At 38.7% G+C, this 17,468-nt stretch carries 16 protein-coding genes; 11 read left to right on the top strand and 5 right to left on the bottom strand.

Annotated elements, in window-relative coordinates; all coding sequences use genetic code 11:
- Window positions 1-6: 6 nt before the first annotated feature.
- Window positions 7-1,086, bottom strand: a complete 1,080-nt coding sequence (locus ATE92_RS09985; RefSeq protein ID WP_157809611.1) for an adenylate/guanylate cyclase domain-containing protein — start codon at window positions 1,084-1,086, stop codon at window positions 7-9.
- Between the two features lie 42 nt (window positions 1,087-1,128).
- Complete coding sequence (locus ATE92_RS09990; RefSeq protein ID WP_100803570.1) at window positions 1,129-1,725, bottom strand: YdeI family protein; 597 nt, start codon at window positions 1,723-1,725, stop codon at window positions 1,129-1,131.
- Between the two features lie 178 nt (window positions 1,726-1,903).
- Between ATE92_RS09990 and ATE92_RS09995 the strand changes: the two genes are divergently transcribed.
- The 7 genes from ATE92_RS09995 (at window position 1,904) to ATE92_RS10025 (ending at window position 7,952) form a co-directional block, all read left to right on the top strand.
- Entirely contained in the window at window positions 1,904-4,081 is a 2,178-nt protein-coding gene (locus tag ATE92_RS09995; protein ID WP_100803571.1) for a TonB-dependent receptor, read from the top strand.
- Window positions 4,082-4,185: 104 nt separating this feature from the next.
- Window positions 4,186-4,821 (top strand): hypothetical protein, encoded by a 636-nt coding sequence (locus ATE92_RS10000; RefSeq protein WP_100803572.1) that lies wholly within the window; start codon window positions 4,186-4,188, stop codon window positions 4,819-4,821.
- 5 nt (window positions 4,822-4,826) lie between these two features.
- A complete protein-coding gene (locus ATE92_RS10005; RefSeq protein WP_100803573.1) occupies window positions 4,827-6,167 on the top strand; it encodes a 2TM domain-containing protein in 1,341 nt (446 codons plus the stop codon).
- Between the two features lie 2 nt (window positions 6,168-6,169).
- Window positions 6,170-6,481 carry a 2TM domain-containing protein gene (locus ATE92_RS10010; RefSeq protein ID WP_100803574.1) on the top strand — a complete coding sequence of 104 codons (312 nt, stop codon included), beginning with the start codon at window positions 6,170-6,172 and terminating at the stop codon, window positions 6,479-6,481.
- 12 nt (window positions 6,482-6,493) lie between these two features.
- Window positions 6,494-6,838, top strand: coding sequence for a 2TM domain-containing protein (locus ATE92_RS10015; RefSeq protein ID WP_100803575.1), 345 nt, complete (start codon window positions 6,494-6,496; stop codon window positions 6,836-6,838).
- An 11-nt stretch (window positions 6,839-6,849) separates the two neighbouring features.
- Window positions 6,850-7,194 (top strand): 2TM domain-containing protein, encoded by a 345-nt coding sequence (locus ATE92_RS10020; protein ID WP_100804412.1) that lies wholly within the window; start codon window positions 6,850-6,852, stop codon window positions 7,192-7,194.
- A gap of 2 nt (window positions 7,195-7,196) precedes the next feature.
- Window positions 7,197-7,952: a LytTR family DNA-binding domain-containing protein gene (locus ATE92_RS10025; RefSeq protein WP_100803576.1), complete on the top strand. Its 756-nt coding sequence runs from the start codon at window positions 7,197-7,199 to the stop codon at window positions 7,950-7,952.
- A gap of 2 nt (window positions 7,953-7,954) precedes the next feature.
- Here the strand turns inward: ATE92_RS10025 and ATE92_RS10030 are convergent, their stop codons facing one another.
- Window positions 7,955-9,172, bottom strand: coding sequence for an LETM1-related biofilm-associated protein (locus tag ATE92_RS10030; protein WP_100803577.1), 1,218 nt, complete (start codon window positions 9,170-9,172; stop codon window positions 7,955-7,957).
- Between the two features lie 140 nt (window positions 9,173-9,312).
- Here ATE92_RS10030 and ATE92_RS10035 point away from each other — a divergent pair, with 140 nt between their 5' ends.
- From ATE92_RS10035 to ATE92_RS10045, 3 genes are all read left to right on the top strand, one after another.
- A complete protein-coding gene (locus ATE92_RS10035; protein WP_100803578.1) occupies window positions 9,313-10,032 on the top strand; it encodes a DUF4331 family protein in 720 nt (239 codons plus the stop codon).
- Between the two features lie 24 nt (window positions 10,033-10,056).
- Window positions 10,057-10,752 (top strand): DUF4331 family protein, encoded by a 696-nt coding sequence (locus ATE92_RS10040; RefSeq protein WP_100803579.1) that lies wholly within the window; start codon window positions 10,057-10,059, stop codon window positions 10,750-10,752.
- Between the two features lie 66 nt (window positions 10,753-10,818).
- Window positions 10,819-12,099 (top strand): lipopolysaccharide assembly protein LapB, encoded by a 1,281-nt coding sequence (locus ATE92_RS10045; RefSeq protein WP_100803580.1) that lies wholly within the window; start codon window positions 10,819-10,821, stop codon window positions 12,097-12,099.
- Between the two features lie 177 nt (window positions 12,100-12,276).
- On the opposite strand, the gene ATE92_RS10050 is transcribed toward ATE92_RS10045, so the two are convergent.
- Window positions 12,277-13,065, bottom strand: coding sequence for an anti-sigma factor domain-containing protein (locus tag ATE92_RS10050; protein WP_100803581.1), 789 nt, complete (start codon window positions 13,063-13,065; stop codon window positions 12,277-12,279).
- Window positions 13,066-13,074: 9 nt separating this feature from the next.
- Window positions 13,075-13,608, bottom strand: coding sequence for an RNA polymerase sigma factor (locus ATE92_RS10055; protein ID WP_100803582.1), 534 nt, complete (start codon window positions 13,606-13,608; stop codon window positions 13,075-13,077).
- A gap of 203 nt (window positions 13,609-13,811) precedes the next feature.
- On the opposite strand from ATE92_RS10055, the gene ATE92_RS10060 reads away from it, so the two are divergent.
- Entirely contained in the window at window positions 13,812-17,258 is a 3,447-nt protein-coding gene (locus tag ATE92_RS10060) for a M36 family metallopeptidase (protein ID WP_100803583.1), read from the top strand.
- Window positions 17,259-17,468 lie beyond the last annotated feature (210 nt).

Here is a 17,468-nt window from a genome sequence, read left to right on the forward strand (position 1 = left end):
AGCCTATCAAGAACCATTCCTACTGTAAGTAACCAGTTCCATTTCTTCTGCTTTTCCGCGAAGTTTTTCCTTACCTACTTCTTGCATCGAAACTCCCTTAGGTAATTTATACGCCATATTTGCAAATTCCTTTGAGGCCAAAATATCTACCCCTAGTTCATTACATAAAGAAACAATACGAGCAGTAGTATTAAGCACATCTCCCGAAAATGCAATTTCGCGTTTAATCTGGCCGATTTCTCCTACCATTACCGAACCAAAATGATAACCTGCCTTAAATTCGGGTTTTACACCATATTTCTTCTGGTATCTGCGTTTTTTGAACTTAATAATTTGTTTCATGCTGTAAAAGCAGAGCAGTGCATTCCCGTTTTTTAATCCCGATTTCATTTTCCAGGAAACTACAATTTCATCGCCTACATACTGATATACTTCTCCTTGAGTTTGAACAATGGCGGGAGCTATATCCCTGAAGAAATCTTTCAGAAAATTAAAATATTTTTCTTCCCCCAAATCTTCCGCTATTCCGGTGGCGTTTTTAATATCGGCAAACATAAAGATCCGGCGTTCGTTTTTTGGCATAAAATAGCGTCCCATCAAGTAATCCGGAAACACCCCGGGCCCATACTTATCGTTTACAATTAAAACAATAAGTGTGACGATTACCACAACAAGCCAAACGATGAAATTTTTAATAAACAGCCAGGTGCCAAAGAAAATTTGTACTTGATACACCACATCGGTATGATAAAAAGGAAGTGAAAGCTCCTCACTATAAAAATACAACGCCCCAAACGTACTCACCAGCAACGCAGCTACGCAATATGCAATAGTAATGTATACCAAGGCTTTCCAAAAAGCATTTTTACGAAGCCAACGCTCCATAAGATTTACCGTTACTATACCACCAATAAGTCCCGCAGAAACGGCAACTATCAAATTTGCGATAAACGCCTGATTAAAATCGAAGGAGGAACTTAGAACGTTATGACTAATAAGCGTAAAATACTCGTAAAAGAAAAGGGCATTGGCAATAATCACCCAGGCAATCAATATCCAAAACGCACGTCGTGTGTAAAACCACAATTGCCTTAAAGTATATTGCCTAAACCTTGGTGCTTTCAACGATTAACAGTTTTTATATTTATCATGTAACCCTACACCTTCAAGTATCATGGGTGTAATTTTTTCTAATCGCGTTTGCTTTGTAGCATCCCGCTTTGCCTCACCGATATATTCGGCATATTCACGCTGTTTCCCCGGAGTGAGTGCCTTAAAAGCTGCGTCCAGAGTAGTATTTTTTTTTAACTCCAATTTTAAAAAAGGAGGGATAGTCACACCTTTTTTTCGCTGTGGTTTTACTTTTTTTCCCGCAATACTGTTTACAATTGCCTCCTGTAGATACTGTAAAACAATATGTGGTTCGATGACATCCTCTTTTTCAAAACGCCACTGTCGTAAAGCTTTAGTAACCCCTTCCTGAGCATTTACTAATTTTCCGTGAGAATCCTTTAAAAATACACCTTGATGAAACCAAAGTGCATAATGATTTTTGAATGCCGCCATACCCGCTACCAATTTACCATTAAGGGTATAGGTTGGGCTGCCCCATTTTACCTCTTCCTTTAATTCGGTTTGATGAAACATTTCTCTCAATTGCTGAAGTTCTTGTTTCCACTTTGAATGCTTGGCAATGTATGTATCTATCTTTTGCGAATCGGTCATGGTAATTCTATTAAAAACTACCCTCGAAGATACTGTTTTTAAAAGTCAAATTTTTTAAAGAAACGTTATAATTCAATTTTTACAGTTCATCCCTTTTATTTTACAACTGGGTTTTCTTTTTTCTGAAATTACAACGGTTAGACTCACTTTTGCTGTGTAAACTAAAACCTTCCAATACATGCAAGCGTCAAAATCATATATAACCGTAATTGTTATCCTTACAATACTAATCTCAATTTTTCCAAATACGGTCCTCGGTCAAACTACAATTTCCGGAAAGGTTATGGAAAACAACGGAACGCCAATTCCCGGCGCCAATGTTTATTTGGAAGGAACCTACGACGGAGTTTCGACCGACGAACGGGGTAACTTCAGTTTTGAAACTTCGGAAACAGGAATCCACAATCTAGTAGTTTCATTTTTATCTTTCGAAACATTTATTTTTACAAGTGATGTTTCCAAAATGCAGGGTCTTTCCATAAAGCTTCGGGGAGATGTAAATTCTCTCGATACTGTTGTCGTTTCGGCAGGTACCTTTGAAGCCAGTGACAACAGCAAGGTCTCTGTTTTAAAACCGCTGGACGTGGTAACAACGGCGAGTGCTTTGGGAGATTTTGTAGGCGCACTGCAAACGCTTCCCGGAACCACTACGGTTTCGGAGGACGGCCGTCTTTTTGTTAGAGGTGGAGAAGCAGATGAAACACAAATATTTATTGACGGAATCAGGGTTTTTACTCCCTATTCACCCACCACCAATAACATTCCTACTCGCGGGCGTTACAGCCCGTTTTTATTCGATGGAATTACATTTTCAACGGGGGGATATTCTGCCGAATACGGCCAAGCTTTATCCTCTGTCTTATTGCTGAATACCATAGACGAACCCGATCAGGAAAAAACCGATATAGCAGTAATGACAGTGGGTGGTGGTTTGGGCAATACTCAAAAATGGGACAAGAGCTCCCTGAGCGTAAATGCTACCTATATTAACCTGGCACCCTATGTTGCGCTATTCCCCGATAGAAATACCTGGGAAAAACCTTTCGAAGGCTATGCGGGAGAGACTGTATTCAGGCAAAAAACCAAAAACGGACTTTTTAAAATGTACGCTGCCTTCGACGGTACTAATTTTGAATTGACTCAGGAAGACATCAACCTGCCTGAAGGAGTACACTTTAAATTGAATAACAATAATTTTTATGTAAACACCAGTTATAGCAGTCCGCTGGGAGACAGTTGGAAGCTATTTGCAGGCGGAAGTTATACTTTTTCGAAAAGTAAAATTGGAATTTTTGATTTAAAAATAAATGATACTGAAAATTCGGTACATGCTAAGCTTAAGTTTCGTAAACGTTTTAGCAATCGTGTGAAATTAAGTTTTGGAGCCGAACAATTTAGCACAGATTTTTCTGAAAAATACAACGATCCTTCAACTAATGCACGCCTCGGTTTTCAGAATAATATAACAGCAGCCTTTGCCGAAACAGATATTATTTTTTCGAAGCAGTTTGCTGTAAAACTAGGCTTACGTGGGGAATACAGCCAATTGTTTGAAGCGCTTACCGTTTCGCCAAGAACTTCGATAGCTTATAAAACCGGGAAGAATAGTCAGTTGTCATTGGCCTACGGCGATTTCTTTCAGCAGCCCAATAGTGATATTTTAAAATTTGAAAACAATCTGGAAGCTCAAAAGACGCAGCATTATATTTTAAATTATCAGTATTCGGCAAACAATCGAATTTTTAGAGCCGAAGCCTACCGCAAAGAATACAATAGTTTAGTTGCCTACGACACCGAATTTCCATCCTTTGATAGTAGTTTCACAAACAACGGTGAAGGCTATGCACAGGGAATTGATCTTTTTTGGCGCGATAACGAAAGCATTAAGAATGTAGATTATTGGATAAGTTATTCATTGCTCGACACAGAACGGGAATATCAGAATTATCCAATAGCTGCAACTCCCTCCTTTGTCAACACCCACAATGTTTCGGTGGTAGGAAAATACTGGATAAACGATTGGAAGAGTCAGATAGGGTTTAGTCATCAGTACGCAAGCGGACGTACTTATACCAATCCGAACGAATCGGGATTCCTTCAGAATAAAACAAGGGATTACCACAGTACCAGTCTTAACTGGGCGTATCTTATTTCGGCACAAAAAATACTTTATTTTTCTATAAACAATGTGTTTGCGGTTAAAAATGTAAATGGATACCAATATGCAAATACACCCGATGCCAGCGGTAATTTTAGCCGAAGAGCCCTGCAACCTGCAGCCGATCAATTCTTTTTTGTAGGCTTCTTTTGGACGATTAGCGAAGACGGAAACGAGAATCAGTTGGACAATCTTTAGCGACATGCTACACTTCATCCTTTAAAAACAACAATTGGGTAATTCCCTTTTTTAAAAGAGTACAATCTAAAAGATATTTGAATAATAATTTAAACTAACAAGCTATGCACACTGTAATTACTTACCTCACCTTACTTTTTACGATTGTGATTTCTATCACAGGATTTAGTCAGACCAAATACGAAGAAGGAATGCAAAAGGCATTCGAGCTTTGGAGCAATGATAAACCCTGGGAAGCAGCCAATTTATTTGAGCGCATCTCTAATGCCGAACTGGATAACTGGTTACCTTCCTATTATGTAGCACAGATTAATACAATCTATAGCTTCGAAGAGAAGGACAAGACAAAATTCACCGGCCAATTAGCCAAAGCGCAGGAATATCTGGGTATTGCTAAGGGAATTTCAAAAGACAATCCCGAGATTCTTGTAATGGAAGCCTTATGGTACACAGCCTGGATTGCCTATGACGGACAACAATACGGGATGAAGTATTCCGGAAAAGTAGCTCAGTTGTATCAGCAGGCTCTGCAAATAGCGCCCGACAATCCGCATGTCCTATTTGGGAAAGCAGAATGGGATATGGGAGCTGCGCAATTTTTCGGGCAATCTGTGGAGCCCTACTGCAAGGATTTGCAAAGAGCGATAGAACTTTTTAGTACCTTTAAACCTGAGAGTGATTTTCATCCCAATTATGGGGAAGATCGTGCCAAAATGCTGGCAGAAAAAACGTGTAAATAAGCAAAATGAAGTTAGTAATAAAAGAGTTTGGAAAAGCATTTTCTTTAGGGATCCTCATATTTATTGTATTGGAAATTATACAATATCTCAATGGGTACCGTATAAACAGTATCCAACAATTTTTTACCGAGTTTGGATACAACCAATTGTACTCGGTGGTGCTGTATATGGCAAATGCATTCTTTATCTTCTTTTTAATGAAGAAATACAAGGGAGAACTTTTTAAAACGCACCACCTTACACGGGGTATTTTAGGAGGAATTGGAATTACGATTCTCTGTTTATTATTCCTTCGGTTTACTACGGAAGTGATTATAGAAGGGAAGACTTTTTCGGTGTTTTTGACGAATGAAAAATTGCAATATTATTACGTGTCGTTTATTATTTCGGCGGTAATTACTACCATCTTTTACGCAGTTTATTACTACCGATTTACACAGGAAAGAAAGGTAAAAGAACAGAAAATCATTGCCGGAACGGCTTCAGCAAAATTTGACGCCTTAAAAAATCAGTTGGATCCGCATTTTCTCTTTAATAGTTTGAATGTATTAACCAGTTTGATTGAAGAAAACCCTGAAGCCGCTACCAAGTTCACCACCTCACTTTCTAAAGTATATCGTTACGTTTTGGAACAAAAGAACAAAGAGTTGGTAACGGTAGCCGAAGAGTTGAAGTTTGCCGAATTGTATATGTCATTGCTAAAAATGCGATTTGAAGACAGTATTGTGTTTACTATATCCAACAATATTTCGAATCCTGAAGCAAAGGTGATTCCGCTTGCGCTTCAGTTGGTGTTGGAAAATGCCGTAAAGCACAATATGGTGACACCCTCAAAGAAGCTGCATATCACCATTTTTGAAGAGGAGGGCAATCTGGTAATTAAGAACAATGTACAGCCAAAACAGGTTGTAAAAGAAAGCAGCGGAGTAGGCCTTAGAAATATAAGACAACGGTATTTTTTATTGACCAACAGAGCTGTTCAGATAAAAGAAAATGACAAAGAGTTTAGTATTGCAATACCAATGCTAACACAAGAAACAAAAGCCATGCATATACAAGAGACATATATTTCAGAAAAAAAATACGAACGCGCCAAAAAGAGGGTAGAAGAGTTAAAAGGATTTTACGTCCATCTTACAATTTATTTAATTATGGTTCCGGTGTTTATCTTTCTCAATTACAAGTCTACCGGATTTCCTTGGGCTATATTTCCCATAGCCGGTTGGGGCTTTGGAGTGATGGGTCATGCCATGGAGGTGTTTAATTACAATCCGTTTTTAGGTAAAAATTGGGAAGATAGAAAGTTGCGGGAATTAATGGACAAAGACGATTTTAAAGAATTATAACAATGGAAGATTTTAACAAAGAGAAACGCTTTTTACAAGCCAAAGAGCGAATTGCCTGTATAAAGAAATTCTATACCAGCCTGATGTTTTATGTCGTATTTATAAGCTTTTTGGCAGCGCTAAATTACTACACAAACGAGTGGAGCTATCCCTGGTTTTTATGGGCTGCTTTTGGATGGGGAATTGGAATTGCAATTCAGGCATTTAAAGCTTTTGGATGGCTTCCCTATATGAGCAAAGACTGGGAAGAGCGAAAAATTAAAGAATTTATGGAAAAGGATGATGAATCCTCTTCCGGCAACCGCTGGAGCTAATATTTCGAACCGATGAATGATTCAGAAAGGCTGAAATACAAACGCGCTAAAAAGCACGTGAGTTGTTTAAAGGGTTTTTATAACCACTTGATGGTCTACCTTATTTTTAATATCCCATTGCTATTAATAAGGACCAATACCATTCCTATTTTTAAAATTTATACTGAGAATCGCGATTTCCAAAGCTGGTTGGACTGGAATACCTACGGAATTACATTTGTCTGGGGAATTGGTTTGTTAATTCATTGGATACTCGTGTTTAAATTCCGATTTGATTTCTTAAGGGAATGGGAGAAAAAGAAAATTAAAGATATTATCACCAAGGAAGAAAATGAATCCGACCAACGTTGGAATTAAATGCAAATACAATGGAAGATTTAGACAAAATTAAATACAAACGCGCAAAGAAAAAGATTAAAGAGATAAAAGGATTTTATTCTCACCTAACCGTTTATATAGTCATTAACATCCTGCTTTTGCTAATGCATATGGGGCTTTTTCACAATGGATTTTTTGATTTCAATTTTGAAGTTCCTACCTGGCCCATGTTTACCACTCCTTTCTTTTGGGGAATCGGACTCTTGTTTCACGGGTTGTATGTTTTTCAAGACAAATTCAGTTTTTTTAAAAACTGGGAAGAACGAAAAATACGTGAGTTTATGGAAAAAGACGAAGAAGAACTTAAACGAACCAATAAGTGGAACAAACAATAGCTATGAAAGTACTAATAATAGAAGACGAAAAACCTTCGGCCAGGCGTTTACAGCGTATGCTGGAAAAGTTGGGCGTGACCACGCAGCATATGCTTCACAGCGTTTCGGAAGCAATCCAATGGTTTAATAACAACACACACCCCGATCTTATTCTTTTAGACATTCAGTTAAGTGACGGACTTTCCTTCGAAATATTTGATGCGGTTGAAGTGAAAAGTGCCATAATATTTACAACTGCCTTCGATGAATATGCACTTCAGGCATTTAAATTGAATAGTATTGATTATCTGCTGAAACCTATAGACGATGACGAGTTGCAAGCCGCGGTGGAAAAGTATAAGAAAGTAAAGCCACAGGCCAATAACGTTCAACTTAATTTCGAGGATATTAAAAAACTACTTTCCAATCCGGTTGAACGCGAATACAAAAAGCGGTTCACAACCAAAATTGGGCAGCATATTAAAATGATTTCTGTAGATGAAATAGAGTGCTTTTACAGTGAAAATAAAGGAACCTATGCGCATACTGTAGAGGGACGTGATTATTTACTGGATACTACCCTTGAAGAATTGGAGGAAGAACTGGAACCCCAAACTTTTTTCAGAATAAGCAGAAAGTACTTTATTAACATCAATGCCATTAAAGATATCATTTCGTATACCAATTCGCGACTTCAATTAAAGCTGAACAGCTACAAAGACCAAGAAGTGATTGTGGCGAGAGAGCGTGTAAAAGATTTTAAAGTGTGGTTAGAGTAAATCTATTTCTTATCATTTTCATTAATCCTGTTCTCATTAAAAGCCGAAGGCAATAACTTAGGAATAAATTTTGCCAACAACGGTAATAATACAGCTCCTCCCGGAAGTAAAAAAATGGTGAGCGAAGGAATAGTTTTGCATATATCGAGTAATTGCTCCTTAACTTTTATCTTTTCTTCGGCGTTGAGGTCGCGAACCGTCGAATGTGACAATAGCACCAACAACTCTCCACTTTCTTCCAATTCTTTAATTAAACGGTTCTTATTACGTAAAATAAGGAGTTTCACTGTGGCGGCAGATTGTTTGTAAAACTGTTTAACCGGATTGGAGTACTCGAATAGCTTTATACTTTCGGTATATTTTTCTGAAAAGCGCTTCAAATCTTGCAAGCTTTCGGTCACTTCCCCCTTATCGAGTTGTAATTTTTCGGACAGCTGTTGTAAGTATTGGTATTCGTTTTCATCCATCACATAATCATCCCACACGGCCAGCGTACATAAATCTAAAATGTATTTCTTTTCTAGATGTGTCAAGGCAGCAAAGTTGGTCATGCTTTCAAGGGTGACCGGATCTTTCTTGGCGCCTTCTTCAATTAAATATTCGGAAGACGATTCAAACAAATCGATTAACAAATGGTCGTACTTGTTCTTTTTCTTTTTGGATCTTAAGGCCAAAAAGGAAAATGAGATCACCATACTTTCCAGGTGCTTGGCGCATTCCTTAATGGATTTGGCAGTAGTTAACCATTTCGAAAAAACCAACACATCTATATATAACAGGGCATAGGTAAGTAAGGAAATATTGTTTTTCTTAATGAGGTAATTCGTCTCCTGAATTCGGGAGGACAATATGTTTTCAAGCTGCTGTGTTGCACTTTGAGAAAGGGATAGTTTTTTTAAAAAGCCTGTTTTTCCTTTTTCCAGTTTTTTATAAAACTCGTTTATAGTGTCTATCGCTTTCGAAAAATCATCCTCGGGATTATTTTGAAAATAAGTAAACAGTAAGGTGTGAAAGAGATTAATCTTGGTGTATTCTTCTTTGGTTAATTTTAAGGAACTAACAGATTTTTTTAAAACCGCATCGGCAGACACTCCGTATATAAAGCCGGAGTGTTTTAATGCTTTGTAAAATTGTACATTATCTTTATGAGAGGAAATGAGAATTTTTTGCTCAATGCCATTTAGATACTTCGGAATCCAATCTATTGCGGAAGGGTTCATGTGTTTTGGTAACTTTGTGTCAACTTTTAAGTTGTAAATTTACATTAACAAAAGATTAACTGTTGTTAAAAAACCAACTATGTACTTTCGTCGTAAATGAATATGAACGAGTAAAAATAATTAATTAAAAAACTTCAATTATGAAAAGAACAAAAATTTTTGCAGCGATAGGAGGGATGGGATTAGCCGTGCTTTCTGTATTTTTAATTGCTGCAGATCACATTGATGCACCAGATGTTGCCGGTACCACAACGGATATCGCCGATTTCTATGCATTCGAAGGTGATGATGCTAATAAAACCGTATTCATTGCGACACTTCAAGGCCCTTTAACTCCGGGTCCTGTTACCGAAAATGCCCAATTTGATGAAGACGTATTGATAGAATTCAATATCGATAACACCGGAGATTTTATAGAAGATTTGGTAATTCAAGCCATCAAAAGAGGCGACTCTATGTACTTTTTTGGCCCTGTAGCTCCATCCCAAGCGGGATTAGGGAGTGTGGTTGAAACTTCAGTAGCTCCGGTTGCCGTAAAGATTTCTACGAGTACAGATGTTCAAACTGCAAATGTTGGTGGTGTTAAATACTTTGCCGGTCCGCGTAGAGATGCTTTCTATTTCGACTTTAATCGCTTTAACCTGGTAATTTCAGGAGCCGTAGCACCGGAAGGGTTTCTACCTCCGGGGCAGGCCAGTGACTTTTTCGCCGATTTAAATGTATTGGCTATCGCTGTTGAAATTCCTAATTCTATGTTAGGTACAGCTCCTACTCACGTTGCAGTAGCCGCAGGTTTATTTCCTCCGGGGGCATTACCGGACGCCTATAATGTATGGGTAAGTGCAAAAAGAAAGCAATAATTAAAATACTAAAAAACGAAAACAATGAAAACATATAAATTTAGAATACTATTTGTTGCCATCTGCACGTCACTACTTTTTGTACAATGTTCGGATGATGATGACAACGGAAATGTAATCCTACAGGAGACCTGCGATGATGGTATCCAAAATCAGGATGAAGAAGGTGTAGACTGTGGAGGAACGGCTTGTGTTCCCTGTGTGACAGCCTTAGATTTCAGCGGAAACTACAGTCAGGAAGATATAATGGGAAGACCCGGTATTAATACCGTATTTGGAGGTAGCAACGCTATAAAGAATAATTTTAACGGATCGATTGTAAGCGGGAGATCTTCTTTCCAGGCTGGATTTCAGGAAAGATTAGAGTTTTATCACGATGTATACGCAGCTTCGCTGGGTATCGATCCTGCCGATTTAGATTATGAAACCAATATTTTAGGATTGGATGCAGCGACGTTTACAACAGTATTGGCACAATTTGATGCCATACAAGTAGCGCCAAATGCTCCTACCACGTATTACGATGGTACCAATGCCTTAACGGGTAGAAACTTAAGCGACGATGTTATTGATATATCATTAACATTAATGTTTGGTGGAATGAGCGGGACTCGTTTTGACGGAAATAACGGTACTCCACAACTTACCAGTGATGGTGTAGATTCCGGAGATCGTGATTTTACGCTGGGATTCCCTTATTTGGAAACGCCTAATAATTAATATTCACAAGAATTTGAAAGAAAAGGGCAAGCGATTGCTCTTTTCTTGTTTTTAAAAATAACTAACATGAGACTATTACTATCATTTATAGCTTTATCACTATGCTTTGCATGTGACAAACAACACAACGAACAAGTTACCCATTCACAGGATTACAATTCATTTTTAAATACATCCAATAACCAATCCTATACCGAAGCCGTAACAGAAATGAACTTCTGGAATAATAGATTGGATGCAGATAGTACCGGAGTAGGAGAGCTGGGACCTTTGGCAAACGCATATGCCACTATTTTTACTACTACGGGAGATGCACAAAACCTGTATGCCGCCGAAAGATTGTACAAAAAAGCCATAGCAATTTCGGCAAACAACAAGGATGGGTACGTAAGAGGATTGGCGCGCAACTATATTTCACAACACCGGTTTAAAGAGGCTAAAACAATATTAGAGGAAAGCTATGCAGGAATTTCGAACAAACGCGCCACCGAAATGATTTTATTCGATGTGTATATGGAATTGGGGGAATATGCAAAAGCAGATACTCTCTTGGGGAGAATAAAGAATACAGGAGATTATAATTACCTAATACGCCTTGCGAAATGGAGCGATTATAAAGGCGATTTAGAGGCTGCAATTAAATATCTCGAAAAGGCCAAAACTATTGCAGAACAACGCGGAGGTGATGGGTTAAGAATTTGGACTTATACCAATTTGGCCGATTTCTACGGGCATGCGGGAAATATTAAAGATGCGTATATCCATTATCTTAAAACACTGCAACTACAGCCCGATAATTCGTATGCAAAAAAAGGAATCACCTGGATTTTATATGCTTCGGAAGGAAATACCAAAGAAGCCAATAGAATTCTTGATTCGGTGATGGTGCAGCATAAAATACCGGATTATTATTTATTGAAAGCTGAAATGGCCGAGTACGAAGGCAATACTTCTGAAGCTACTATGTTTACCAACAAGTTTGTATCTGCTGCCGAGGCAGGCAACTATGGAGGAATGTACAACGCATTTCTTATCGAAATCTTTGCAGAAACAAATCCTGAAAAAGCGGTTCAGTTAGCTGAAATAGAAATTGGAAATCGTGCCACTCCCGAAACTTACGATTTATTAGCCTATGCACAATTAAAAGCGGGAAGAAAGGATGCCGCGTTGGAGACAATTGAAGCCTTCGTTATAGGGAAAACGTTCGAACCTATGGCACAATACCACGCGGCGTTAATTTATAAGGCAAACGGCATGGATGAAAAGGTGCAACCGCTTAAAGAAGAGTTATTAGAAGCTTCCTTCGAACTGGGACCGGTGCTTACTAAAAGTATTGAAGATTTATAACAAATAACAAAACCAACCCTCGTTTAATTACGTAAATAGAAGTAGAAAGGTTGATTATCTACAACTATAGATATTTAACTACCGGTGTTACCGGTTTCAGAGTTTTTTTGTTAGTTAGAGTGCCCTCCAAAAGAGGGCACTTTTTAATTGTAGTAAGTTTAAATTGAAGCTATCGTATTATGGAGATACAGCTCCCAACGTATACAATTGCGTAAGTGTTGGAGTGGCGCTTCCTCCCTCGGGCTCGAGAGTGATACCAAAGGCCTCAGGATCTGGAATGTTATCAAATTTATACACGCCTTTCTCGGCTTGAGTATCGGCACTCAACAATCCCATACTTGTAGGAGTAAGTGGATCCAGTTTAAGTGACCATACTTGATATACCTTTCCGGATGGAGCAACAGGTAATCCGCTGGCATCTATGTAAGCAATGTTTTCTTTCTTGTTGTAATATACTTTGGCAAATGCTTCAGGCGCAACTGCCTGATTACCCGGAAGCATGATAGTTGTATACTCTTTAGACCGCAGGACAGTTAGGATGTTGTTTGCCTCAGTAAGTTCTCCTTCGGTTACATCAATCTGTTCTTTTAATAATGTATTTTCGGTTGTGGTGATTTGAATATCCTCCTGCAGATCATTATTTTCATTCAACATCCAGAAAATACCGGCAATACATAAAATCGCAGCTGCCCAACCGGTAATGGCCGGCCAGTTAGTTCTTGAGGCGCTATCTAATGTTCTTACCTTTTGAATTGAATTAATGATATAGGTCCAAACCATCGCAGACAACGGTGGAGCAACAGCTTCAGCAAGTGTGATTAAGGAAGCTTCAATAATTTCTATTTCTTTTCGCAGTTCCGGATGCTCGATAATGGCCTGTTCAACTTCTGAAATTTCTTCAGCAGAAAGCGAGCCACAGACGTACATTTCTAATTTACCGGATGCTATTATTTCTTCTTTAGTCATATTTTCTATTTAACCCAGAACCATAGTTCTAAGATCCTGAATACAATTTCTGTTTCGTGTTTTTAAGGTTCCTAATGGAATTTTTAATGTTTCGGCCGCTTCCACCTGCGTATACCCTTTAAAAAAGAGTAGGTCAATAATTTTAATACAGGCAGGCTTTAATGCATCGACAAACTTTTTAATTCCTATGGCATTTGTCCTTTGGTTTAAACTATCACTTCCAGCCAGAATATCTACGAAATTTGAAGTACTTAGGTTTTTCTTGGTGTTCTTATATGCTTTGGATCGAATTTTATCTATTGCGGCGTTTCGTGCGATGTTAAGTAGCCAGGTAAAAAATCGGCCTTTATCGATGTCGTAAGAGGATGAATTGTCCCAGACCTTAATAAACACATCTTGAAGGACCTCCTCGGCAATATCACTGTCTAAAACAATACTATAAATAACACCATAAATCGCTTCAGAATACATCGAATAAATTTTCGAAAATGCCTTTTCATTACGCTGCTGCATTTCAAGAATTAAAGCATTGGGTTGTTCCATATCGTTTTTTATTGAACTGCTAAAGTACTGAAAAAGAATTTGCACATGTGGGATTTTAACTTTCTTACTTTTAAAGTTTTATGCCCCTCTTTGAATGTTAAATTTAATATATGTCCCGCTAAAAGTTTGGCAACTAGACATATTTTAATAGATTTACTAAAATATAATGACCTACTTATTACTAACCTTTAATATTTAACTAGATGAAAAAAATTACCTTCCGGTTGTTTTTAGGGCTTGTCTTTGTCTTTGCGGGACAAATTATGGCGCAAAAAACTACCCAAAGTATTGATGACCAACTTCAACAATTGCGTGAAAACAGTAAAATTACGCAGGAAGATGTTAAATGGGAAATTACCAATGAGACTGTGAGTCGTGTTGGTAATGTAAGCCATATCTATTACCGTCAAACATTAAACGGATTACAAATTTACGGTACCGAATCAGGCGTGCATACACTTCCTAACGGAAAGGTGATTTCTGCAAGCAATCATTTTATAAACAATGCTGTTAATAGAGCCGTTGGATCTTCAACACCTGCATTAACTGCAGTCCAGGCGGTGCAATCTGCAGCCAGTCAGTTGAATTACAATATTACCGAAACTCTTTCCGTAATTAGTAAGAAAAAAGGAGTGAGTCAGGAATCACTTATTAGTGATGGAGGGATATCTTTAAGTCCTATTCCTGCCAAATTAATGTATCAATTAAACCAGAACGACGAATTGGTTTTGGTTTGGGATATTTCAATTCAGGAAAAAAGCCAACAAGACTGGTGGAGTATGCGAGTAGATGCTGCTTCGGGAGTAATTGTTGATAAAGTAAACTGGATGTTGAGTTGTGCCTTCGAACACGATCATAGCGACGATGCCGAAGTGATAGATTACAATGCCAATTTATTTGATATTCCTAATTATAACGAACTGGTAGCGAATGCAAATTCCGGATGTAACGAGTGTTACGAAGTATTTGCGATGCCAATCGAAAGCCCTTATTACGGTTCAAGAACTGTCGAGACATTTGCTTCCAACGCCATCGCGTCTCCTTTTGGATGGCACGATACAAATGGTGCTGCAGGAGCCGAATTTACGGTAACGCGTGGTAACAACGTAAACGCATACGAAGATGGAAACAATCCCGGGTATCAACCTGATGGGGGAGCTTCTCTTTATTTTGTAGGCTATCCATTTAGTCAAATTTATTCGGGTGCGAATCAATATGAGGACGCCGCAATCACCAATCTTTTTTATTGGAATAATATTATTCACGATTTGTTATACCAATACGGATTTGATGAAGCGGGAGGAAATTTTCAGGAAAATAATTACGGTAACGGTGGACTTGGGAGTGATTCGGTAAATGCCGAAGCACAAGATGGATCGGGAACCTGTAATGCAAATTTTGGAACCCCGGCCGATGGTGGAAACCCAACCATGCAAATGTATGTTTGTGGCGACAAGGATGGTGATTTCGATAATTTGGTAATTGTACATGAATATGGTCATGGAATTTCAAACAGACTCACCGGAGGTCCGGGAGCAGCAGGATGTTTGGGCAACCAGGAACAAATGGGAGAAGGTTGGAGTGATTTTTACGGAGTTCTTATGAGTATTGAATCCGGAGACACAGGAACCGATGAACGCGGAGTTGGAACTTATTTATTTGGACAAGGACCCGGTGGTGCCGGAATACGTCCATATCCTTACACAACAGACATGACGGTTAATCCTCAAACATACGATGATATTAAAACAGCTGCCGTGCCTCACGGTGTAGGCTCGGTATGGGCAACTATGATGTGGGAAGTTACATGGGCATTAATCGATGAGTACGGATTTGATACCAATTTCTATAATTTTACGGGAGATGTTTCATTGGATGCAGGTAATATTCAAGCCTTTGCCTTAGTAACAGAAGCCATGAAATTACAACCATGTAGCCCCGGATTTGTAGACGGAAGAGATGCTATTTTTGCGGCAGATCTTGCAATCTATGGTGGCGCAAACGAATGTATTCTTTGGGATGCCTTTGCAAAAAGAGGATTAGGAGTTAGTGCAGATCAAGGTTCTTCCGCAAGTCGAAGTGACGGTACTGAAGCATTTGATACACCTTCAGGGTTAGCAACCTTTACTGCTCCCGATGATGTTTGTGCAAATTCTCCAGTATTAACAGGATTAAGTGGTGGATCTCCTCTAGGAGGCGTTTATAGTGGAACAGGAGTAACCGATGACGGGAATGGAAGTACTTATTCATTCGATCCAGTCGCTGCGGGTGTTGGACTTCATACAATTACTTACGATGTCCCAGCCGGAGTATGCTCTATTGCTTCTTCTGCTTCCGATGATATTGAAGTACTAGCGATTCCTCCCGGACCTGTTACAGTGGATGCAATGGACTTTTGTCCCGGAACTCCGGTAACAGTATCGGCAGTTTTATCAGATCCATTAAATGTAATTAGATGGTATGACGCTCCAATAGATGGAACTTTCTTATTTGAAGGTGAAGATTATACATTCAATCCGGTAACTACAACTACAGTGTATGCACAAGAAACTCCTCCGGGACCTTTGTCGCAGTTAAAAATATCTGAAACAAGAATTGATACACCCGATACATTCGAATTACAGAATGTTGGACTTGCTGCAGATTATTCAGGATATACCGTCGCGGTAAGTGACGATTATTCCAATATTAATATTGTAAATTCTATTACCAAGACATTGGGTGCTATGGCGGCCGATTCAGTGGTATTTTGGGACGATTCTTCGGGATCTGCACAGTATTGGGGGAATAATTTATTCTGGAGTTCAGCAGGTACAGGATGGATTATTGTAATTGATGATACCGGAAATGTAGTGGATTCATTATTCTGGAACTGGAGCGCAGCTGCTATAAGCGGACTCAACGTGACCATTAACGGATTTAACGTTACGGGTGCCGACTTAGACTGGACCGGGATAGGAGCATCATTTACAAGTGCATGTCCAGATTCATTCCGAAGACATGACGATACAGATTCGGCCACCGACTGGGCTGTAGGTTGTGAAGCTGCCGATTTTGGTGTTGCGAATAGTGATATAAACCTAGGGTTTGATGGTTGTTTAGGAGATCGTTCTCCGGCTACAGCAACTGTAGATGCACTGGCTCCTGTGATAACATGTCCTGCAGATGAAACAGTATCTGTAAATCCGGGTGACCAATATACTTTGCCCGATTACACTGCATTAACTACGGCGACCGATAATTGTACTGCATCTCCTGTTATTACTCAGGACCCGGTAGCGGGAACTATGGTAGGTGTAGGAGTAACCGTAGTGACAATGACTGCAACCGATGATTTAGGAAATGCATCAAGTTGTACCTTTAATGTAACAGTAGATGAGATCTTAGGGGTGTCAGATTCAGAATTAGGGAATCACCTAATCTTGTATCCTAACCCAACTCAAGGTCAGTTAACATTGATTAACAACACAACAACCGAATTGCTTTCAGCAGTAATTATGGATGTAAATGGTAGATTAATTCAAACAATCAACTTGTCTAATACCGGAGTAAGCACTGAAATTTCAGTAGAAGCTTTGGCTACAGGGATGTATTTTGTAAAAATTAATACAGCTACAACTAGTATTGTAAAACGAATTGTTAAGCATTAACCCTAACATTTAGTAAATTTAAAAACCCCTGTCTTTACTTAAAAGACAGGGGTTTTCTCATTAAATTGAGCTTCTCAAAAAAAGTTTGGTAGGGTTTTTGTTTTGTTAGTTGTATACTATATAGGTACTATGATAATGAAACATAAAGTAAACATTAAAATACCTTCTGTGTCCCTAAAAAGAAACATTTTCTATAGCATCTAACTATAA

This window comes from Ulvibacter sp. MAR_2010_11 (assembly GCF_002813135.1).
GTDB lineage: Bacteria > Bacteroidota > Bacteroidia > Flavobacteriales > Flavobacteriaceae > Altibacter.